Origin of the sequence: Amycolatopsis minnesotensis (assembly GCF_039529815.1) — a bacterium.
In the GTDB taxonomy this organism is placed as follows: Bacteria; Actinomycetota; Actinomycetes; order Mycobacteriales; family Pseudonocardiaceae; genus Amycolatopsis; species Amycolatopsis minnesotensis.
Window position 1 is genome coordinate 37,489 of record NZ_BAAANN010000004.1, and the last position, 21,459, is coordinate 58,947.

The following is a 21,459-nucleotide window of genomic DNA, read 5'->3' on the forward strand; positions in this document are numbered from 1 at the left end:
GATGTTGCGTGCGGACGCGAAATTTTCTCGTCGCGATCCCGACCGTGCTGGCGCTCGCCGGTGCCACGCTGGCCATTTCGGCGGCCACTCCCACCTCGGCCCCGGTCACCGAGTCGCTGTGGCCGAACGCCTCGCCGAGCGTCGCCAGTGATGCCGACAGCGGCAGCGTGGAGCTCGGGGTCCGGTTCACCTCGGCCGTTCCCGGGCGCGTCACGGGCGTCCGGTTCTACAAGGGCCCGTCGAACACCGGTGAGCACATCGGCAGCCTGTGGTCGGCGGACGGGGTGCGGCTGGCGACCGTGGCGTTCCGCGACGAGACCGCGTCGGGCTGGCAGCACGCCCTTTTCGAGCACCCGGTCGCCATTGCCGCGAACACGCCGTACGTGGCGTCCTACCACGCCCCGCGCGGCGGTTATTCCGGTGATCAAGGATATTTCCGCGGGTATTCGCAGTTCAGCGGCAACCTGACCGCGCCGAAATCCGGTCCGCAAGCCAATGGCGTGTTCTCCTACGGCCGGAGCAGTAAGTTTCCGACCCAGAGCTACCGCGATTCGAACTATTTCGTCGACGTGTTCTTCCAGGCCGATCCGAACGCGCGCCCGCAGCCCGCTTCGCCGGTTCCCTCGGTGTCTGCAAAGGACACATTGGCGAAGGGGGTCGAGCTGCCCCGCGTGCCGTGGGAGGGCGGGCCCGCGTACTACGCGGCCAACCCCGGTGCGAAGGCGTGGGGCGATCCCGCGTTCTTCCCGACGGCCGTGTGGTTCGAGTCGGTCCTCGGCCGGCAGGACGTCGAGACGGACAAGGCGGCCGGGCTGAACACCTACATCGAGCTGACGAACAACAGCGACCCGGCGCTGCTCCGCGCGAACGGGATGGCCGCGATCGCGGCCGATCTGCCGGGGTCCGGTTCGGAGCGGGTCGGCGCGCTGCTCGCCGACGAGGTCGACATGTGGGCGGGGCCGGGCAGCGGCGCGTGGACCGGCAACTACCCGGGGCAGGGCGAGGTGTGCGCCGTCCGCGGCTGCGGGTACACCGTTTTGAAGACCCTGAGCGACCAGCTGAAGGAGCCGGACGCGCGGCTGCGGTTCGCGAACTTCGGCAAGGGCGTGCTGTTCTGGGAGTCCGACGCCGAAGCGGAGAAGTTCGTCAACGGCTACACGACGGCCGTGTCGAACGACGTCTACTGGTACACCGACCCGAACGTGTGCACGTCGTCGTCGGAGGGGCCCTCGCTCGGCGTGGTCAACCCGAACTGCCGCCTCGCCGCGAACTACGGGCTGACCGTCGACCGCATGCGCGCGCTCGACGCGAAGGACGGCAAGCTCCAGCCGGTGTTCGGGTTCGTCGAAACCGGGCACCCGTTCACCGACGCCGCGAGCCCGACCATCACCGGCCCGCAGCTCGAAGGCGCCGTGATGAACTCCCTCATCCACGAGGCGCGCGGGATCATCTACTTCAACCACAGCTTCGGCGGCCCGTGCGTGAGCCAGCACGTGCTCCGCGACCCGTGCGGCGCGGCGGTGCGGCCGTCGGTGACGAAAATGAACGAGCGGATCCGGCAATTGGCGCCGATCCTGAACACGCAGTCGTTCCAGTATTCGTTCGCGCACGGCATGGACACGATGCTCAAGTCGTATGACGGCTCGTACTATGTTTTCGCGATGCTGGGGCGGGGGACGTCTTCGGGGAAGCAGGTCTTGAACTTGCCCGCGGGGATGGCGGGGTCTCGTGCTTCGGTGTTGTTCGAGGATCGGGAGGTGCCGGTGGTGGACGGCACGCTGACCGATGAGTTCGCTGCTGAGTACAGCTATCACGTCTATCGGATCACGCCTTGAGTTTTGTTCCGGTTCGCGTTCGTTCCAGAACTGTCGGTGCTCTTCGGTAAGCTGGAAAATGGGGGCTGCTTTTTGGGTTTTGCTCGCGTGTTTGGGGGGCGCGGTGAAGGTTTACGGCACGCCTTCGGCGCGCCGTAGGGAACCGACGCTCCTCGGTGCGGGTCGCGTCGTTGGTCACCAGCGTCGGTTCCCTACGGAACGAAAACCTTTGGTCGCCTTGGGGTAGCGTCCCCGACGCACTGTCGGTCCCGTATGTTGTTTGGCTTGCGGTTTCGTTGTGGGCGCGTTGTGGCAGGTAGTCATCTTTGTTGTACCTGATCGGGTGAATGGTTGATTGGTAGAATTGTGGTGTGGATGTACTGGAGATTTCTGACGGTCGGGTTGTTGCTGATTCTGCGGAGCATTGGAAGAGGTGGTTCCGGTTTGGGCAGGCGATGTTGTTGCGGCAAATCGCGCAGATGAGTGGGGTGTGGTCGCGAAGATCGGTGCTGGCGTGGGTGGCGTTGTCGTGCAACTGCACCCAAGCCGGGGCGGAGAAGAAAGCGGCGCTCGCTGACGCGTTGACCTCCTACCTGCCGCGCACGTTGGAGGCGTTGGAGAACGGGCTCATCGATGAGGGCATGGCATCGAAGGTTTTCGAGGCTACCGCGTGTGCGTCCCGGGAGGTCGCGGCTGAGGTGGACTCGCGGTTGACGTTCGAGAACAAGAATCCGGGCTCGTTACGGAGGATGGCCAACTCGCTGCTGATGCGGGTCGACCCCGAGGGGTATGAGCAGCGGCGGCGGGCGAAGACGGCGGCGCGGATGCTGGAGATCCGGCACGGGGATCACGGGTCCTCGACGTTGTTCGCGGAGTTGCCCTCGGATCGGGCGCAGGCGATCTATGCCCTGTGTGACCGGTACGCGTTGGACAAGAAGCGCCAAGGCGACATGCGCACCACGGACCAGCTCAGAGCCGATGGCCTCGTGGAACTGTGCCTGGGCGGGGAGTGCGGCGGTAAGCCGACGGCGCAGGTCTTCGTCTACATCGACCTGCCGACCCTGATGGGCCTGCGGAACAACCCCGCCGAACTGGCCGGATGCGGCGAGATCTCACCCGAGATGGCCCGCGAGATCGCCTTCGATCCGAACTCGGTGTGGAACCGGATCGTGTCCGAGCCGATGACCGGGCTACCGGTCGACATGGGCCGCAAGAGCTACCGGCCCTCGGCCGGGATGCGGAAATACGTCCAGGTCTTGCACCGCACCTGTTACCTGCCGGGGTGTTTCCGGCCCGCGCAGTACAGCGACCTCGACCACATCCAGCCCTGGAGCGAAGGCGGCGGCACCGACAAGATCAACTTCCGGCCCTTCTGCCGCGTGCATCACGGCCTGTGCGATGAACCCGGCTGGGAATTCCACACCGACGACGACGGCACCATCACCGTCACCACCCCCGACGGCCGCACCTACACCGAAAAACCGACCGGATTCTGCTGACCAGGTTCGTGCGCTCGTGGCGCGGCCAGATGTATCGGATGGCCTAGTGGGTACGACCGGTTTCCGGGGATCCGAGACGCTGGGTGAGGGCTTCCCACGATCGGGTGGAAGTTCGGAGGGTGCCCGCGGATCGCGCCTTGGTGTCGCGGACCTGTACCACCGCTGGCGCCAGCGCCACCTCGACACAGTCATCCTTGTCGCTATAGGTGGATTTTCGCCAGGTAGCGGGCATGTCATACCTCCAGGTCGGCGATCACCTCCCGGAGCAGCGTGCAGGAGTCCCGCTCGCTCAGCGCGAGGTTGGTGATGTCCTTGGCGGCCTTGCGATACTCGGCAACCTGCTCTTCATCGTACAGGTACACGTTGCTGCCAAGGTTCTCGCTGAACACGATCGGCCGCAGGTCCGCGAAGTCGAGAATGCTGAAGGGGCCGCAGAGTCCTTGGTGGTAGTTCATGCCGAGTGGCATCACTCGGAGGCTTACGTTTGCCCGCTCGGCGACAGTCAGCAGGTGATCGAGCTGATCGATCATGACAGTTGGCCCACCTATGCTCGCCCTGAGCGCGGCCTCGCCAATTGTGGCGCGATAGCTGGTCAGCGATCCGAGGACTTCCTTGCGGGCCATGCGAACCAGCAGGCGTTTATCGACTTCCTCGCGGCTGCGCCGCTTGGTTGCTAAGACGGCACGCGCGTAATCGCCCGACTGCAACAGGCCAGGGATCAGCAAGGGATGCCAGGTGGCTATTCCTGTCGCCGTGCGCTCGCACTCGATGTACGAAGTGAGACTCAGTGGCGCGTTGGGCATCACCTTCTCCAGCCAGTCGGGTTCGTGGGCGTGCTCCGCCAGCTCCAGGATCCGCTCCCGCTCAGCCCCGACGATGCTGAGACAGCCGAGGAGCGCGGCGACTTCCTTGACCTTCGGTACTCGGGTTCCCTTCTCCCACAGGGAAAGCATCGCGTGGCTGATGCTTTCGATCCGGCTGAGTTCGCGCAGGCCGATGCCGCGCGATTCGCGGGCCGCTCGCAGCGCGGCGCCGAGTGCGCGGGCACGGGGTGATGCGATGGGTGTCGCTGTCATGGACTCAGTGTGACATCAGGGTGCGACGGTTTCTGTTGGTGCTGAGCGAAAAGTGGTACAGATTCGCGCCACCCGGCCCGCGATAGAATACGACGATGAGTGGGGATGAGCGGCCGTATCGGGAGTTGTCGAACCGCGCGATTTTCTGGGCGGCGGTGGTGCTGATCGTGGTCGGTGTCGGGCTCGCCGTGGTGTTGCTGGTGGTGTTCGGGGGCGGTGAGCATTCGGCGCAGCTCGATGCGATCAAGACGGCGGGCACCATTGTGGTCGGTACGGGTGGGGCGGCGGCGTTGTGGTTGGCGGCGCGGCGGCAGCGGACCAGTGAGATCGCACTGAACCAGAAGCACGCCGATCAGCAGGCGGCGGAGCGGGCGCACGCGTTGCAGGAACGGGTGGCGGCGGCCAGTGAAGCGGATGCGGAGTCGCGGCGGATCACCGAGTCCTACGGGCGCGCGGTGGATCAGGTGGGGTCGGACAAGGCGCCGGTGCGCCTTGGCGGGTTGTACGCGTTGCGGCGGTTGGCACAGGACAATCCGGGGCAGCGGCAGACCATCGTGGACGTCATCTGCGCCTACCTCCGGATGCCCGCCGTCGACGGGGAGGACGAGGTCCCCGCGCAGGAGTTGCAGGTGCGGATGACCGCGCAGCGCATCCTCGCACGGCACCTCCGCGACGGCGCCGAGTTCTGGCCGGGCATCGACCTCGACCTCACCGGAGCCGTGCTGACCCGGTTCTCGTTCACCGGGTGCCGCGTCCGGGCGGCCGACTTCACCGATGCGCGCTTCGACGGGGCCGCGGACTTTTCGGACGCCGAGTTCGGTGAGCCCGCGATCTTCCGCTCCGTTCGGTTCCAGGGTTACGCGGACTTCGACGGCGTCACCTTTTCAAGCCTGGTGAAGTTCACCGGCGCTGATTTCGCCGACGAGGTCAGCTTCCGCAAGGCGCGGTTCCACGGCACGGCCGGGTTCGTCTGGGCCACGTTCGGCGGATACGCCTACTTCAGGTCGGCCGTCTTCGCGGATGTCGCGTCCTTCGGCACGTCCGTGTTCGCCGGTGCGGGGTTCGGGGAGGCGGAGTTCCAGGACGCCGCTGAATTCGGGGCCACCCGCTTCACCGGCGGTGCCGGGTTCGACGGGACCCGGTTCGGCGCACTGGCCTGGTTCGCCGATGCACGGTTTCTCGCGGGCGCGCATCTCGCCGGTGCCGAATTCGACGACGAGCACCCCTTCAACTGCCTGCGCGAAAAGTCGGGCGCGCTCGTTCCGCAGCGCAGCTGGGTCCGCCTCGACACCGGGAAGGACGGGCGTTACTGGCCGACGGGATGGGCGGTGGTCCCTGGCGCGGTCAGCCCGGACGGGGAGTCCGGCGGTGAGTGGGGGATCCTCACCCCGAGCTGAGCCGTGCCGGTGGCTGGTGACCAAAAGTACCGAGTTTAGGGGTAAAAGGTTCCGCAGCAGCTCCAGGGACTTGAGGTCGACTGGGCGCCGCCAAAATACTTCCGGTGGGCTCTAAGGCTCCGCACACCTGATTTTCAACTTGGGAGAGTCATGATTTCACCGCGGAAGAAGCTGGCTCGTGCTGTGACCGTCGCGGCCGTCGCCGCCGCCACTTTCACCGTGACCGTACCGACGGGAACCTCGTTCGCGATCAACAAGGTCTACGACTACAACTGCAAAGTGGATGACGGGTTCCTGAAGGTGTGGATTCGCAAAGGAAACATCGGTTGGATCGATTGTTTCGCCAATGCCGGAAAAACCAGCGAGTACGGGTGGCTCGACCGGATCGTTACCGGGAACAATGATGTCACCTACTACGATCAGAACGGCGCGACCGTCTACGTACCACGGTGGACGGACTTGAGCTTTCCGAATCGTCCGGCGGACATCAAAGCCATCGAAATTCACTGACGAAGCCTCGACCGGCGCGCACCTCACGCGTGGGCGATCACGCAGAAGCGGTTGCCCTCGGTGTCTTCGAGCACCACGAAGTCCGCGCCGGGCGGGTAGTCCCAGTCCACGTGCGACGCGCCGATGCCGATCAGGCGGTCGACCTCGGCGGCCTGATCGTCGGCGTACAGGTCGAGGTGCACACGGGGTTTGAGCTGCACCGGTGTCTCGGACCGTCCGAGTGAGACGTTCGGCCCGTCCCCGTACGCCGGGGTCAGCACCACCCAGGTGTCCTCCGGCGCCTCACGGGGTATGTAACCCAGCGCGCGGCACCAGAACTCCATCGCGCGCCGCACGTCCGACACGCCCATCACGACCGATCCGACTCGCACGACCATGCCCACGATTGTCCAGTATTCGCGCGATCACAGCAGCGGAGCGAGCCCAGGCCCCGTCCTGGCGAACCGGGAACCGCAGTCGGCGCAGGTGAACTCGCCGTCGAGCCGGAAGCCGCACGTGCACACCCAGCCCTTGTGCCGCGCGGGGTTCCCGGCGACGAAGGCGTGCGCGGGCACGTCCTTCGTGACGACCGAGCCCGCGGCGGCGAAGGCGTGGTTGCCGATCTCGATCCCGCATACCACGACGGTGCCCGCGCCGAGCGTCGCGCCGTGGCGGACCAGCGTGGGCAGCAGGTCGTCACCGGTCCGGCGGATCGCCGCACGCGGCCGCAGATCATTGGTGAACAACACGTTCGGCCCGAGGAACACCTCGTCCTCGCAGGTGACGCCGTCGAACACCAGCGTGCCGTTCTTGACCGTCACCCGGTTGCCGAGCACCGCCCTGCCCTCGACGAACGCGCCGTCGCAGATGTTGCAGTCCCGCCCGACGCGCGCACCCGGCAGGACGTGCGCGAACGCCCACACCCTGGTGCCCTCGCCGACGGACTTGCTCTCGCACAGCCCGGCCGGGTGCACCCAGACCTTCGCCGACACGATCCCGGTCATCGCGGCGTCCTCTCCACTGCCTTCCGCAGCGCGTCGGCCACGCGTTCCTGCTGGCCAACGGTGATTTCGGGGAACAGGGGGAGCGAGAGCAGTTCGCCGGCGGCCCGTTCGGCCACCGGGAACGAGCCCGGCCCGTGCCCGAGCGAGGCGAACGCGCCGGTGAGGTGCACCGGCACCGGGTAGTGGACCCCCGCGCCGATCCCGGCCTCGTGTAGCGAAGCGAGCACCTCGGCGCGCCGGGGGACCCGCACCACGTACAGGTGCCAGACCGGCAGATTCCCTTCCAGCACAACGGGTCTGCGCACCTGCGGGAGATCGGCGAGCAGCTCTTCGTAACGCGCGGCCGCCTCGCGGCGGGCGGCGTTCCAGGTCTCCAGCCTGCGGAGCTTCGCGGACAGGACCACGGCCTGCAGCGTGTCGAGCCTGCTGTTGAAGCCGAGCACCGGGTGCTCGTACTTCGCGGGCGAACCGTGCTCGCGCAGCAGCCGCACCTTCAGGGCGAGATCGGCCCGCGTGGTGACGACGGCACCGCCGTCCCCGTACGCGCCGAGGTTCTTGCCGGGGTAGAAGCTGGTCGCCGCGACATCGCCGAACGAGCCGACGCACCTGCCGTGCCGCCGCGCGCCCTGCGCCTGCGCGGCGTCTTCGAGGACGGCCGCGCCGACGGACTCGGCGATCGGTGTGATCCGCTCGACCGGCGCGGCCTGGCCGTAGAGGTGCACGGGCAGGACCGCCTTCGTCCGCGGCCCGACGACCTCGGCGAGCTTGTCCACGTCGAGCAGCGCGGTGTCGTCGTCGCAGTCCACGAGCACCGGCTTCGCCCCGGCGCGCGCGACGGCCTCGGCGGTGGCGACGAACGTGTTGGCGGGCAGCACGCACTCGTCGCCCGGCCCGATCCCGAGCGCGCGCAGCCCGAGTTCGATCGCGTCGGTGCCGTTGCCGACCGCGACGCAGTGCGGCACCCCGAGGTAGGCCGCGAACTCGCCTTCGAACGCGGCGACCTGCTTGCCGCCGATGAACGCGGTGGTCTTGAGCACCTCCGTCCAGCCCTGCGCCACCTCGTCGGCCACCTGATCGTGCTGCGCGGCCAGATCCACCAGTGGAATCACGTCGCGGTCCCCTTCGTGTCGAGCATCCTGGCCGGTACCCCGGCCCACACCTGTCCCGCCGGTACGTCGGCGAGGACGACCGCGCCCATGCCGACGACGGCTTCCGTGCCGATCGTCACGCCCTCGCGGATCATCGAGCCCTGCCCGAGGTACGCGCTTTCGCCGACGCGCACGCCCCCGGCGAGGGTCGCGCGGCCGGCGAAGGTGACGCCGTCGGCGATCTCGTCGTCGTGGGTGAGCAGCACGTGCGGCATCGCCAGCACGTGCGCGCCGACCCGCATCGGGGTGGTGAGCACGGTGCCCGCGAGCAGTACGGTGCCCGGCCCGAGCGCGGCGCCCGCGGGCACCGACGCCGCGGGGTGCACCACGGTCGCCCAGCGCTCGTCGGGCAGGCCGAGCTTCCTGGCGACCGCGAGCCTGCCGGCGGGACGCGCCGAATTCGCCACGCACACCACGACCGCGGCGTCCGGGTGCTCGTGCACGAGGTCGCTGCCGCCGAGCACGGGCAGTTCGTCCACAGTGGACCCGTGCCGGGTCTCGTTGTCGTCGAGCGCGCCGAGCGGCGCCCACGCCCCCGGCAGTGCGCGGACGGCCGCCAGCACCTCTCTGGCCAGCCCGCCCGCGCCGACCAGCAACAACGGCCGTGCCGCCCTCATCCGGCGAACCCTGTGAAAATTACGTCAACCCAGTAGTTCGCGCCGCCGTAGGTCGCCGTCGGGAACCCGCTGCCAGGCTGGAAGACGCCGTTCGGGGTCTCGTTGCTGGTCGCGGGTGCGGACAGCGGTGGTGCGGTGACGCCGGTGGCGAAGTACCCGGCGTCCCCGGCGTAGTGTCCGGTGGTCGTGGTGTACGAGGCGACGTAGGTGGTGCCCGCGGTCACCGGCACCGGCGTGCCGAACGTCAGCGTCTGCCAGCCGGTCGCCGTCTCACCGCCGAACGTGCCGGTGGCGAGCTGCTGCCCGGTGTTCGCCCACAGTGCACCGGTGTGCGGCCCGGTGTTGCCGGTGCCCTTGTAGAACTTGACACCCGTGATGGTCCCGTTCGCACCCGGGGTGAACCGGACGCCGAGTTCGTAGGCGCCACCGTCGTCAGTGGACGGTGTGGCGGGCACCGACGCCGCGCTGAACAGCGAGCACGGGCAGGTCCGCGTCGCGGTCGGCGTGAACGACCAGGTGTACGGCGCGCTCATCGGATTGCCGTTCAGATCGGTGATCCGCACGCTCGCGGTGTACGGAGTGGACGGTGCGAGCGCCGCGGCGGGGGTGAAGGTCACCGTCCTGCCGTCGGAGGAGATCGACGACGAGCCGCTGATCTTCGCGCCGCCCGGATCGGACAGCGTGAACTGCGCCGAGGACGGATCGACCGGTTCGTTGAAGGTGGCGGTGACCGCGGTGTTCAGCGGGACGTCGCTCGCTTCGTGCTCCGGCGTGGTGCCGGTGACCACCGGTGCCGTGGTGTCCGCGTTCGGGGTGAACGCCACGTCGACCCAGTAGTTGGTGCCGCCGTAGGTCGCCGTCGGGAACCCCGAACCCGGCTGGAACACGCCGTTCGGGCCCGCCGGATCGGCCGTCGCGGGCGCGCTCAGCGGCGGGCCGGGCACACCGGTGCGCTGGAAGTACCCGGCGTCGGCCGCGTAGTGCCCGCTGGTGGTGGTGTACGACGCGGTGTAGGTGACTCCCGGCGAGACCGCGACCGGTGCCGGGAAGGTCAGCGTCTGCCAGCCCTCCGCGCTTTCCCCGGTGAACGTGCCGGTCGCGAGCCGCTGCCCGGTCGGCGACCACAGGGAACCGGTGTGCGAGCCGGTGTTCTCCGCGCCCTTGTAGAACCGGACCGCGGTGATCTTGCCGCTGCTCGCCGGCGTGAACCGGACGCCGAGTTCGTAGGCGCCGGAGTCGTCGGCCGAGGTCACCGTCGGCACGGTGGCGGTGCTGAACACCCCGCACGGGCACGAGGGATCGCCGACGGTGGTCAGGTCCCAGGTGATCGGCGCCGCCATCGCGTTGCCGTTGACGTCGGCGATGCGCACGCTCGCGGTGTAGCGGGTGTTGGGTGCGAGCTTGCCGCTGGGCGTCCAGGTGACCGTTTTCTGGTCAGGGGAAAGGGAAACCGTGCCGGTGAGCTTGGCGCCGCCGGGGTCGGTGAGCCAGATCTGCGCACTCGCCGGGTCGACGGGTTCGGAGAACGTCGCGGTGATCGGCGCGGTCAGTGCCACGTTCGCCGAGCCGGTGCCCGGGGTGTGCGCGGTCGACGACGGCGGGGTGCTGTCGCCGTTGAGCCCGTTGCGGTAGATCGCGTCGACCCAGTAGTTCGAGCCGTTGTAGGCCGACGCCGGGAACCCGCCGCCGCTGCCGTACCGGTACACGCCGTTGCCGCCGCTGACGCCGTTGGCGAGCGCGTGCATCGGGCCGTAGTCGGCGCTGCGCCCGGCGAAGTAGCCGCCGTCGTTGGCGTACCGCCCGGTCGGCGCGTAGTAGGACACGACGTAGGTGGTGTTCGGCTGCACGACCACCGGGGTGGAGAAGGTCAGCGTCTGCCAGCCGGAGCTGGTCTCCGCGCCGAACTGCCCGGTGGCCAGCAGGAGCCCGCTCGACGACCACAGCGAACCGGTGTGCGTGCCGGTGTTGCCCTCGCCCTTGTAGAACCGGACGCCGAGCACTTCGCCCTTGCCGTCGAACCGCACCTTGGTGCCGACTTCGACCGGGGAAGCGTCGTCGACGGCAGGGGTCCCCGGGGCCGCGAAGTCGTCCCACACCGTGCAGGGGCAGGCGGCGGGCCGTGGTTTCCCGGTGGTGAACGCCCAGGTGGCCGGGCTCGCGAGCGCGTTGCCCGCGGTGTCGGCGACCCGCAGCGACGCGGTGTACTTCGTGCCCGCGGCGAGCGGGGCGTTCGGAGTGAACGAAACGGTGAGCCCGTCGCCGGACACCGAGGAGGTGCCCGCGACCGCGCCGGACGGGCTGGAAAGCGCGTACTGCACGGAAGTCGGGTTCACGCGCTCGTCGAACTTCGCCGATACCGCGGGGCTGAGCGGGACCGTGCCCGCGTTGTTCAGCGGGGTGGTCGAGACGAGGCCCGGTGCGCGGGTGTCCGGGCCGGGATCGGGGGCCCACACCACGTCGACCCAGTAGTTGGTGTCGGTGGAGGTCTGCGTGGGGAACCCGGCGCCGCCGCGGAACACCCCGTTGCCGCCGTCGGTGCCGGTCTGCAGCCCGGTGAGCGGTTCGAGGTAGGCCGACTTCCGGCTGAAGTACTCGGAATCGGCCGCGTAGTGCCCGGTGGGGGAGAAGTAGGACACCACGTAGGTGGTGTTCGCGGCCACCGCGACCGGTTGCGGGAAGGTCAGGGTCTGCCAGCCGGTCGCGGTCTCACCGGAGAAGGTGCCGGTGCCGAGCTGCTGCCCGGCCGCGGACCACAGGGTGCCGGTGTGCGTGCCGGTGTTGCCCGCGCCCTTGTAGAACCTGACGCCGCGCACGTACCCGGCGGAGTTGCTGCGCCACTTCACACCCAGTTCGAGCGCCCCGCCGTCGGCGAGATCGGGCGCGCTCGGCACGTCCGCGTTCGTCCAGATCCCGCACGGGCAGCCGCGCGCCGACACGGTCTTCGTGGTCGACGTGGGCTGGGACAGGTTCGCCGAATCGTCGACGGCGCGGACCTTCAGCGAGTTCGTGCCCGAGCTGCTCGGCGTGTAGGTGTAGCTCCAGGTGCCCTGCCCGGCGAGCCAGTTCGCCGGGTGCCAGGTGGACCCGCCGTCGGTGGACGCCTCGACGCCGCCGACCTTGCCGCTCGCGTCGGTGACCGTGCCGGAGAAGGTGTACGCCGCGCCGACGGCCGCCTGCGCGGGCAGCGAGGTGATCGCCACGGCGGGCGGCGCGGTGTCCGTGGTGGCGCTCGCGAGCACCAGGCCCGGTCGCAGGGTGCCCGGCTGCGCGCCCATGTCGGCGAGGAGGTTCACGGTCGCCTGCTGGATCCGGACGTCGGTGGTCGGCACGTCGGTGGAGAAGGCGTGCTCGTCGTCGAGGCCCCATGCCCACTGCACGGTGCCCGCGCCGAACACCAGCGCCCCGCTCGGCGCGCGGTACAGCGTCAGCGCGTGCGTCTTGGTGCCGGGGCCGTAGAGGTCACCGTGGTTCTTCAGCACGAAGTAGTCGTCGGGCTTCTCCATCGCGACCGTCGTCCTGGACAGCTGCGCCACGCCCGCGGGCTGGAACCCGTTGTCCTCCACCGTGTTCCACTCGTAGCCGAGCGTGCCTGGCTGGAAGGTGTAGGTGGCGTTCGAGGCGAGCGAGCCCAGTGACGTGGTGCGCCACAGCCGCATCTTCCCGTACGCCGAGGGCACCTGCAGCGAGTCGGTGCGGCGCCCGTTGACCATGAAGATGTTGCCCAGCAACGAGTTCTCCGGCCGCCCGCCGTCCGACGGCGGGCTGTACCGCGGATCCCGCCACGTCCCCGTCCACACCGGACTGCTGGTGTCCAGCTTGCCGTTGGCCTTGGTCTCCTTGTAGCAGACCATGGTGCGCCAGTCGGTCTTCGAGGCGTCCGTGCTCTTGTCCCACCTGGTCTTCCAGAAGACCTCGTTGCCGGTGAGGAAGGCGAGGTGGACACCGGCATCCCTGGCGGCTTCGACGTTCGCGCGCTGCTCGTTCGACCAGTACTCGTCGTGCCCGACGGCCATGAACACCTGGTGGTTGCGGATCAGGGTGCCGCGCCGCGCCGAGTCGACGTCCGTGGTGTAGGACAGGTCGTACCCGTTGGCCTCCATGAACCGCAGCATCGGGTACTCGGCGTTGAAGATGAAGTTCTCGTCGCCGCCGCCGACGAGCGGCCGGTTGTAGCTCACCTTGTACGCGGCGCCGCCCTGGCCGGGCCCGGTGTAGGTGTCGCTGCCGAAGTACAGGCTGGTGCCGCCGTAGCGGTTGTAGGCCTGCCAGGTGGAGTCCGAGGTCTGGAAGAGCACCTTCGACTGGCTCGCGTCGTCGCGGACGACGAACGCGATCTCGTTCTCCACGCCGGTGTTCGCGCGCAGGCGGGCGTAGTAGAGGCCGGACACCGCGTTCGACGGCACGGTCCAGCTCGCGGACACCGCCCAGTTCCCGCAGTCGGTGAAGCCGATCGGCGGGTCGGTCAGGCACGGCGGCTGGCTCTGCGGCGTGGACCGGGTGACCGAGGGCAGGATCTGGCGCGCGCCGACGCCGCCGTACCAGCCGAGGCGGAACACGTCGATGGTGTAGGACGACGCGCTCGTCTTGACCTTGAAGTCGACCCGCGAGCCCGCGGTGGTGCTGATATCGGTGGTGTAGCCCTGTATCGCATCGTCCGGGCCCTGCACCTGCCAGTTCTCGGTGCCGGGTTGGGTGTTCTCGCAGGCGATCCGGTTGAGCACCGGCGGGGTGCACGGGTTCGCCGCCGCCGCGGAGGTGTGCAGCCCGCCGAGCGCCACGAAGGAGGAACCGGCGACGGTGATGGCGACCAGCAGCCGCGTCGCCCGCGTGCGCAAAGACATGGGGTGCCACCTCTCGGCAGGTGTCCGGCGTGCGTTCCAGCCGATATTCCGGCGGAAAACCAGCACACATCTGATGCGTTCGTCGAACCGCGCCTGCCGCCCGTTACAAAAACAGGTCACGGCTGGATCGCGCTGGCAGGAAAGGGAAAATCTCTGTGACGGAGGGTGATTCGCGAAATCCGCGAAGGGTAAGATCCGTTCGTTTTCAGCTCGGCGAACGGGTGAGTGCTTCTCCGAGCACCTTCGCGATGTGTCGCTGATCGTCCTCGGTGAGCTCGTGGTGCAGCGGCAGGATCACCGATCGGGTGGTGAGTGCTTCGGTGACCGGCAGCGGCCCGTGCGGATGCCCTTCGTAGGCCGGTTCGAGATGCGCCGCCATGATGCCGCGGCGGCCGGAGATCCCCGCGGCGGCGAGCGCGGACAGCACTTCCGCCTGAGCGGGCCCGGTTTCGGGGAGAAGTATCCAGAAACTCTGGTAATTCGTGGTGCCGTGCGCGGGATCGGTCACCGGCGTGACGCCGAGCGGCGCGAGCAGTTCGTGGTAGCGCGCGGCCAGCCGCCTGCGCTCCGCGACGACCCCGTCGAGGCGGCCGAGCTGCACGAGCCCGACGGCCGCCTGGATATCGGTCATGCGGTAGTTGAACGCGGTTTCGGTGTAGGTCTCGAGCACCGGGTTTCCCGTCGCGTGGCGCTCGGCGGCGGACACGCTCATGCCGTGCTCGCGCAACCGCCGCAGGCGCGCCGCGACCTCGGCGTCGTCGGTGGTGATCATGCCGCCCTCGCCGGTGGTGAGCAGCTTGCGGGGGTGGAACGACCACGCCGCCATCGGTGCGCCCGCGCCGGCCGAACGACCGTCCACAGTGGAACCGATCGCGCACGCGGCGTCTTCGAGAACGGGGATGTCGCCGCATGCTTCGCGCAGTGCGGCGACATCGGCGGGAACCCCGCCCTGGTGCACCGCCAGCACCGCCCTGGTGCGCGGCGACAGTACCGTGTGGACGGTCGAGGGCGTGAGGTTCCCGGTCGCCTCGTCGACGTCGGCGAACACCGGTTCCGCGCCGCAGTACCGGACCGCGTTGGCGGTCGCGATGAAGGAGAACGACGGCACCACCACCTCGTCGCCGCGGCCGACGCCGAGCGAGTGCAGCATGAGGTGCAGGCCCGCGGTGCACGACGACACCGCGACCCCGTGCGCCGCGCCGGCCCGCGCGGCGAACGCCCGCTCGAACTCGGCGACCCTCGGCCCTTGCGCCACCCAGCCGGACAGCACCGCGGCCGCCGCCGCGTCCGCTTCTTCCTGCCCCAGCAGGGGCTTCATGACCGGGATCACGGTTCGCGGTTCTCCCGCCACCAGGAGACCAGCCCGCGAAGGCCGTCGCCGAGGGTGATCTCCGGCTTCCAGCCGAGATCGCGGGCGGCGGCGGAGATGTCCGCGAGCCTGCGGGTGACGCCGTTGACCGCGCGCTCGGGCCCGTGCTCCGGCACGAGCGCCGAGTCCGCCGAGTCCGCCGACTCCATGGCCGCGAGCAGGCTCGACGCCAGCTCGGCGAGGCTGGTCTCGGTGGCCGTCGCGATGTTGTACACCTTGTCCGTGACCGGTGACCGCGCCGCCAGGAGGTTCGCCCGCGCGATGTCGTGGACGTGCACGAAGTCCATCGTCTGCGCGCCGTCGCCGAAGATGAGCGGCGCCTCGCCGCGCGCGATCCGCTCCATCCAGCGGATCAGCACCTCGGTGTAGAGGCCGTGCACGTCCATTCGCGGGCCGTACACGTTGAAGTACCGCAGTGCGACGTAGTCGAGCCCGTACATCGCGTGGAAGCTGCGCAGCATGCCCTCGTTGAACGTCTTCGCGGCCCCGTAGAACGTGTCGTTGTTGTACGGGTGGTGCCGCTCGTCGGTGGGGAAGGTCTCGGCGAGCCCGTACACCGACGCCGAGGAGGACGCGACGACCTTCTTCACCCCCGCCGCGGCGGCGGCTTCCAGCACCGTGAACGTTCCGTCCACAAGGGACTCCAGTGCGAGCCGCGGCTGTTCGGCGCACTGCGTGATGCGCAGCGCGGCGAGGTGGAAGACGACGTCCTTGCGCGCGGTCAGCTCGTGCACGAGCGCGGCGTCGTTGATGTCGCCTTCGACGAGCCGGAGTTTCCCGCCCAACGCGGACGCGGCCTCGGCGAGGTTCGCGCGGCGGCCGCGGACGAGGTTGTCCAGCACCACGATCTCGGCCGCGCCCGCCGCGGCGAGCTGGTCGACGATCGCCGAGCCGATGGTCCCGGCGCCACCGGTGACCAGAATTCGCTGTCCGGCAAGGGTTTGTGCGGCGGTCACGCGAGGATCTCCTGTCGTACGTCGACGAAGGTGCCGCCCGCCCGAAGGCTTTCGGAGGCGGCTTCGAGCAGTGCGAGCACCCGCAGGCCCGCGTGGCCGTCGGTGAGCGGGGCGCGGCCGTCGGCGATCGAATCGGCGAACTCGGCCATCACCGCGCGCAGCGCCTCCCGCTCGGTGAGCGCGGGGGCCACCATGTCGCCGACCCGGTAGGAGATCAGCGCCTGCTCGCGATCGGCCGTCCTGGCCACCCCCCTGTCCACGCCTCTGTCGTAAATGGACAGTCGCTGGCCCGGGTTGAGGTCGTCCCACACCACGGTCCGGTTCGACCCGCCGATCACCATGGTCCTGATCTTGGTCGGCGACAGCCAGTTCACGTGCACGTGCGCCATCGCGCCGCCGGTGAGCCGGATGGTGAGGTGCGCGACGCAGGCGTGCCCGGCGCCGATCGGGTCCGATCCGTGCGCCGCGACCGACTCGGCGGTGACGCCGTCGGGCAGGATCGCGTCGAAGACCGAGAGGTCGTGCGGCGCGAGGTCCCACAGGACGTCCACGTCGGGCTGCACGAGCCCGAGGTTGATGCGCACCGAATCGAGGTACTGGATGGCGCCGAGTTCGCCGCCGCGCACGAGTTCCCGCAGGCGGCGGACGGCGGGGGTGTAGCAGTAGGTGTGGTCGAGCATGAGCGTCAGCCCGCGTTCCTCGGCGGTTTCGACGAGCCGCCTGCCCTCCGCGAAGTTCGCCGCCAGCGGCTTCTCCACCAGGACGTGCTTGCCCGCTTCGAGTGCCTGGAGCGCGACTTTCAGGTGGGTGCCCGCCGGGGTCGCGATGGCGACGGCGTGCACCTCGGGATCGTCGAGCACCTCGTCGAGCGAGCCGGAGACCTTGACCGTCGAGTAGTCGCCGAGCACGCCGCGCGCGCGGTCCATGTCGAGATCGCACAGGTAGCGCAGGCGCAGCGCGGGCGTCTGCTGCGCGTTGCGGACGAGATTGGGCCCCCAGTAACCGGCGCCGACGACCGCGAGGCCAATGCGTTCCACGGGATCCTCCGGGCTAGGAATTGCCCGACGGCCGAGCTGCCGTGGACGACTTCTGATTCGCTGGCCCCGTCCCGGCCGTTACAGTGCTGCCGGTGTTGTTACTTTTCGGGTCTCACTTCCGCGCGCCCGCCACCACCTCGGAAAGCGCGGTGAGCGATTCGCTTTCCGCCCGGTGAATATCAGTCAGCAGAATTGCCATGTCGGTGAACAACCGACCCGCTTCTTCTTCGGTGAACGGCGCTTCGGCGTCGTAGTGCGCGCGCAGCCGTTGGAGTTCGTTCGCGTTTTCGACGGCGTCCTTGCCGTCCCGCACCGCGTTCGCCACCGTCCGCGAGAGGTCCCGCAGCCAGGCGAACTCGGTGTTGTCGCCGCTCAGCGCGAGGTCGCCGAGATCGAGCCAGCGCTGCCCGATGGCGCGCCACCGGGTGGCCTGCTCGGCGAGTTCGGGAATTTCGAGCAGTTCGGCCGCCTCGTCGAGGGAGTCGGCGAACAGGTCGCGAAGGTGCCCGCCGGTCATCCCGGCCGGGTCGACGGCTTCGGCCACCGAGAGCAACGCGCCGACCAACCCCCTGCGGTCCCTGAAGACCGACGGCCAGCCCTTGCCCGCTTTCCGGTCGGTGAGCAGTTTCGCCCATTTGGCCCAGTCGGATTTCTGTTTCACGCAGTCTTCGAGGCCGCGGCGGACCGCGTCGGCGAGATCGCCGAATTCACCGGAACGTACCAGCAGCGTCACGTTCTTGTCGGCGCCTATTCGGTCGCGGGCCGCGTCCAGCACGGCTCGTTCCACCGGGAGCGGCTCCCGGTTCCGGTCGTCGAGGAGCACTTTGCCGTTCTCGCGGTAGGCGACGACGAAGTGCCCGCCCGCCCCGTCGGCGCTCGGCGGGAGGTGCCAGTAGCCGGCGGTGTAGCGGTCGGGGAGGACGATCGCGGGGGTGCCCGCGTCGAGTTCGGCGCTGAGCTTCCTCGCGGCCGTCTTGGCGCGCCCGGTGGTCTCGATGTCGGCTTCGAGCTTGAGCCTGTCCACAGTGGACTTCAGCCAGGTGAGCGGCTCGCGGGGGTGCGCGCGGAACCCGAGACGCAGCGGCTTGCTGCCGTCGTGGGTGAACTCCGAGAGCCGGTAGCTCGCGCCGATGCCGCCGGAAGCCGCGAACAGCAACGGCTCGGTGATCTCAGCGCCGATCTCCGCGCCGTGGTGGGCGAGCACGTGCGCCAGCGCCGACACGTCGGGCTGGCGGCCGCCCCTGAGCTGGTACATGCCCTCACGGTAACCGCGCCCGTATGCGGCTCGGCGTGAAGCCCCTGGTCAACGGCGTGCCCCGGCGAGGAGCGCAACCTCAGTGACCGGCAGGCGTCCAACCAGGCACCGGGGAGTTCGTCTCCCCCCGACCGGAAGGACCGCACCGTCATGCGCAAGAACATCACTCGGGGAATCGTCAGCTCACTCGCCGTGCTCGGGATCGGCATGGCGCTCGCGGCCTGCGATTCCCCGTCGCCCGCCGCCGGTGGCGCCTCCGCCGCGCCCGCCCCCGCGGTCGATGCCGCGCCCGCGACCGCCGGGACCGCGCCGTCCAAGAGCAAACCGGCCCAGGCGCCACCTTCGACGCATCCGGCAGGCAAGGCTGATCCGAAGCACGGCGGCCAGGTGTACATCGGGGACTCGAACGAGCCGAAGGTCAAGCCGGCCGACCTCGCACTCGCCAAGGACGTGCACCTGACCGGAATCCGGTGGGCGGAGTGGGGCGGGGAGGTCGCCGGCGGTGACGGCGTCCTGGAAGTGAACACCTGCGAGCCGGACTGCGCCAGCGCCAACTACGAAAAGCACGCCGCGCACATCGTGGTCGCCGAAATCCGGACGGTGGGCGGAAAGCGCGAATACACGAACTACACGGCCACGTTCGACGGCCAGGACAAGAACCCCGAACTGGGCACCGCGCTCACCAACCAGCCGCTCGGCCAAGGGTGACGCGCACCGGACACCGCACCCGCCCGAGGCGGGCGGGCGCGGTATCCGGTCAGCACGCGGCGGCGGCCCGGGTCACCTCGTCCGCGAACGCGCCTGGCCGTACCCGGCGGGGCCTCAGAAATCCGTGACCGCGTCCACCACGTCGTGCAGCGGGTCCGTCACGTACACGGTCTTGGTGCGCTGGTCGACCGCGACCGAGCCGGGGTTCACCCCGAGCGTGAGCTCGCCGGTGATTTCGCCCTTCTCGCCGTCGATCCTGGCCAGCCCGTCCGGGCCGCCGTTGGTGTAGACGGTGTTCGTGCCCTCGTGCACCGCGACCGACGAGGATTCGCTGCGCAGCAGGACCGTCTTCTTCTCCGTGCGGGTGGCGCCGTCGACGACGGACAGGTGGTGGATGCCCGCGTTGCTGACGTAGACGGTGTCGCTCGTGGTGTGCACGGCCACCCCCGCCGGGCTCTTCCCGACCTTGACGGTGCCGGCGAAGGTGTTCGTCGCGGTGTCCATGACCTCGACCGAACCGGTCGTGACGCTGGTGAAGTAGGCGAGCCTGCGGCCGGAATCCACGGTGGCGCCCGCGAATCCGCCGCCCTTGCCCGGCACGGTGGCGGTCAGCGTGCTGCTGATCCCGTCGAGCACCGCGACCGCGCCGTCCCGCTGGCTGCCCACGTACACCTTGTTCGCGGCTTCGTCGACGTCGAGCACGGCCGCGCCGGCCCCGGCGGGAACGGTGCTCAGCACCGTGTTCGTGGCGCCGTCGAGCACCGTGACGGTGCCCGCCGTGGCGCTCGCCACGTAGGCGCGGTCGGTGCGCTCGTTGACCGCGATCCCCGTCGGGTGCGCGCCGACCGGGACCGAGGCGATCACCTGCCTGGTGCCGGTGTCGATGATCGAGACCGTGTTGTCACCATCGTTGGCGACGTAGACCGTTCCGGTGACGGAATTCACCGCGACGGGCCCGGGGCGGTCGCCGACCCCGATGCCGACCACCTCGGCGGCCTGGGCGGGAGCGGTACTCAGCGAGGCGACGACACCCGCGCTGACCAGGACCAACGCGGTCCTCCTGCCGAAGATCCCGCCCTGAGCCATGGCGCCTCCCACGGTTAGGTTTCACTCATCCGTGCCGCTTCTGGTGGAACCTTAACCCGGCTCGCGCGCCGGTGGGGGCTGAATCGGCAAGGTCGGCGCGGTTGCCGCCGATGCGCTCGTGCACAAGGATTCCGAAGGAACTTCGCGTGCCCGCTGCACGTTTTGTCAGTGTCAGTCTTGTCAAACTTGTCAGTGTCAAACCGGTTTCCGGGAGAACCGGCAGAGTCGCCACGCGAAGTGATGGGAGGCGTACCGCACGTGCACAGGCATCAGAACGGGCTCAAGACCGCGCTGCTGCTGGGCCTGCTCAGCGCCATCATCATCGGCGTCAGCTCGCTGTTCGGCAGGGGCGCGCTGTTCCTCGGGCTCGCGGTGGCGCTCGGTGTCAACGCGTACACGTACTTCAATTCGGGCAAGCTCGCGCTCAGGGCGATGCGCGCCCGCCCGGTCTCGGAGGCCGAGCAGCCCGCGATGTACCGCATCGTGCGCGAACTCGCCACCGCCGCGCGCCAGCCGATGCCGCGGCTCTACGTCAGCCCGACCAGCGCGCCGAACGCCTTCGCCACCGGGCGCAGCCCGCGCCACGCCGCGGTGTGCTGCACCACCGGCATCCTCGAACTGCTCACCGAGCGCGAACTGCGCGCGGTGCTGGGGCACGAACTGTCCCATGTGTACAACCGGGACATCCTCATTTCGTGCGTCGCGGGTGCGCTCGCGAGTGTGCTCGGCGTGCTGGCGAACCTGGCGATGTTCGCGGGCCTGTTCGGCGGCGGCGGTGATCGCGACGACGACGGCGGCCCGCTGGTGTCGCTGCTGCTGATCCTGCTCGGGCCGATCGCGGCGAGCGTGGTGCGCCTGGCGGTCAGCAGGTCGCGCGAGTACCAGGCGGACGAATCGGGCGCCCAGCTCACCGGCGACCCGCTCGGCCTCGCCTCCGCACTGTCCAAACTGGACGCGGGCACGCGCGCCGCGCCACTGGTGCCGGAGCCGAAGCTCGTGTCGCAGTCGCACCTGATGATCGCGAACCCGTTCCGCCCAGGGGAAGCGCTGTCGAAGATGTTCTCGACGCACCCGCCCATCGAGGACCGGATCCGCCGCCTGGAGGAGATGGCCCGTCGCGGCCACTGACCCGGCCCTCGCCCTCGCCCGGCTCGATTTCCCTT

At 69.3% G+C, this 21,459-nt stretch carries 18 protein-coding genes; 6 read left to right on the forward strand and 12 right to left on the reverse strand.

The genetic code is table 11. The features are described 5' to 3' along the window. Positions 1 to 8: 8 nt before the first annotated feature. Positions 9 to 1,835 (forward strand): DUF4082 domain-containing protein, encoded by a 1,827-nt coding sequence (locus tag ABD256_RS05910; RefSeq protein ID WP_344414298.1) that lies wholly within the window; start codon positions 9 to 11, stop codon positions 1,833 to 1,835. A gap of 458 nt (positions 1,836 to 2,293) precedes the next feature. After that, positions 2,294 to 3,313 (forward strand): HNH endonuclease signature motif containing protein, encoded by a 1,020-nt coding sequence (locus ABD256_RS05915; RefSeq protein ID WP_344414300.1) that lies wholly within the window; start codon positions 2,294 to 2,296, stop codon positions 3,311 to 3,313. Between the two features lie 43 nt (positions 3,314 to 3,356). On the opposite strand, the gene ABD256_RS05920 is transcribed toward ABD256_RS05915, so the two are convergent. Continuing rightward, positions 3,357 to 3,545 (reverse strand): DUF397 domain-containing protein, encoded by a 189-nt coding sequence (locus ABD256_RS05920; RefSeq protein ID WP_344414302.1) that lies wholly within the window; start codon positions 3,543 to 3,545, stop codon positions 3,357 to 3,359. Position 3,546: 1 nt separating this feature from the next. Continuing rightward, entirely contained in the window at positions 3,547 to 4,389 is an 843-nt protein-coding gene (locus tag ABD256_RS05925) for a helix-turn-helix domain-containing protein (RefSeq protein WP_344414304.1), read from the reverse strand. 95 nt (positions 4,390 to 4,484) lie between these two features. Here ABD256_RS05925 and ABD256_RS05930 point away from each other — a divergent pair, with 95 nt between their 5' ends. Further along, positions 4,485 to 5,786 carry a pentapeptide repeat-containing protein gene (locus ABD256_RS05930; protein ID WP_344414306.1) on the forward strand — a complete coding sequence of 434 codons (1,302 nt, stop codon included), beginning with the start codon at positions 4,485 to 4,487 and terminating at the stop codon, positions 5,784 to 5,786. A 183-nt stretch (positions 5,787 to 5,969) separates the two neighbouring features. Beyond that, a complete protein-coding gene (locus tag ABD256_RS05935) occupies positions 5,970 to 6,296 on the forward strand; it encodes a beta/gamma crystallin domain-containing protein (RefSeq protein ID WP_344414308.1) in 327 nt (108 codons plus the stop codon). Between the two features lie 23 nt (positions 6,297 to 6,319). On the opposite strand, the gene ABD256_RS05940 is transcribed toward ABD256_RS05935, so the two are convergent. The 9 genes from ABD256_RS05940 to ABD256_RS05980 all read right to left on the reverse strand — a co-directional run bounded on the left by ABD256_RS05940 (position 6,320) and on the right by ABD256_RS05980 (position 18,502). Continuing rightward, the gene (locus ABD256_RS05940) at positions 6,320 to 6,673 is read right to left on the reverse strand and encodes a VOC family protein (protein WP_344414310.1); all 354 of its coding nucleotides are present in this window, start codon (positions 6,671 to 6,673) and stop codon (positions 6,320 to 6,322) included. Between the two features lie 27 nt (positions 6,674 to 6,700). Next, positions 6,701 to 7,279 (reverse strand): acyltransferase, encoded by a 579-nt coding sequence (locus ABD256_RS05945; RefSeq protein WP_344414312.1) that lies wholly within the window; start codon positions 7,277 to 7,279, stop codon positions 6,701 to 6,703. Continuing rightward, positions 7,276 to 8,388: a DegT/DnrJ/EryC1/StrS family aminotransferase gene (locus tag ABD256_RS05950; RefSeq protein WP_344414314.1), complete on the reverse strand. Its 1,113-nt coding sequence runs from the start codon at positions 8,386 to 8,388 to the stop codon at positions 7,276 to 7,278. The genes ABD256_RS05945 and ABD256_RS05950 overlap by 4 nt, the downstream gene beginning before the upstream one ends. Then, positions 8,385 to 9,044, reverse strand: a complete 660-nt coding sequence (locus ABD256_RS05955; protein ID WP_344414316.1) for a NeuD/PglB/VioB family sugar acetyltransferase — start codon at positions 9,042 to 9,044, stop codon at positions 8,385 to 8,387. Before ABD256_RS05955 ends, ABD256_RS05950 begins: the two co-directional genes overlap by 4 nt. Beyond that, on the reverse strand, positions 9,041 to 13,885 hold the full coding sequence (locus ABD256_RS05960; protein WP_344414319.1) for a DUF4082 domain-containing protein: 4,845 nt from the start codon (positions 13,883 to 13,885) through the stop codon (positions 9,041 to 9,043). Before ABD256_RS05960 ends, ABD256_RS05955 begins: the two co-directional genes overlap by 4 nt. Positions 13,886 to 14,090: 205 nt before the next feature. After that, the gene (locus ABD256_RS05965; protein ID WP_344414321.1) at positions 14,091 to 15,203 is read right to left on the reverse strand and encodes a DegT/DnrJ/EryC1/StrS family aminotransferase; all 1,113 of its coding nucleotides are present in this window, start codon (positions 15,201 to 15,203) and stop codon (positions 14,091 to 14,093) included. Positions 15,204 to 15,211: 8 nt separating this feature from the next. Then, positions 15,212 to 16,210, reverse strand: coding sequence for an SDR family NAD(P)-dependent oxidoreductase (locus ABD256_RS05970; RefSeq protein ID WP_344414323.1), 999 nt, complete (start codon positions 16,208 to 16,210; stop codon positions 15,212 to 15,214). After that, complete coding sequence (locus ABD256_RS05975; protein WP_344414326.1) at positions 16,207 to 17,247, reverse strand: Gfo/Idh/MocA family protein; 1,041 nt, start codon at positions 17,245 to 17,247, stop codon at positions 16,207 to 16,209. Before ABD256_RS05975 ends, ABD256_RS05970 begins: the two co-directional genes overlap by 4 nt. Before the next feature lie 112 nt (positions 17,248 to 17,359). Then, positions 17,360 to 18,502, reverse strand: coding sequence for a BtrH N-terminal domain-containing protein (locus tag ABD256_RS05980; protein ID WP_344414328.1), 1,143 nt, complete (start codon positions 18,500 to 18,502; stop codon positions 17,360 to 17,362). Positions 18,503 to 18,652: 150 nt separating this feature from the next. Here ABD256_RS05980 and ABD256_RS05985 point away from each other — a divergent pair, with 150 nt between their 5' ends. Next, positions 18,653 to 19,210: a hypothetical protein gene (locus ABD256_RS05985; protein WP_344414330.1), complete on the forward strand. Its 558-nt coding sequence runs from the start codon at positions 18,653 to 18,655 to the stop codon at positions 19,208 to 19,210. 114 nt (positions 19,211 to 19,324) lie between these two features. On the opposite strand, the gene ABD256_RS05990 is transcribed toward ABD256_RS05985, so the two are convergent. Then, positions 19,325 to 20,296 (reverse strand): beta-propeller fold lactonase family protein, encoded by a 972-nt coding sequence (locus tag ABD256_RS05990; protein WP_344414332.1) that lies wholly within the window; start codon positions 20,294 to 20,296, stop codon positions 19,325 to 19,327. Positions 20,297 to 20,554: 258 nt separating this feature from the next. Here ABD256_RS05990 and htpX point away from each other — a divergent pair, with 258 nt between their 5' ends. Continuing rightward, on the forward strand, positions 20,555 to 21,424 hold the full coding sequence (htpX, locus tag ABD256_RS05995) for a zinc metalloprotease HtpX (RefSeq protein ID WP_344414333.1): 870 nt from the start codon (positions 20,555 to 20,557) through the stop codon (positions 21,422 to 21,424). Positions 21,425 to 21,459: the final 35 nt, after the last annotated feature.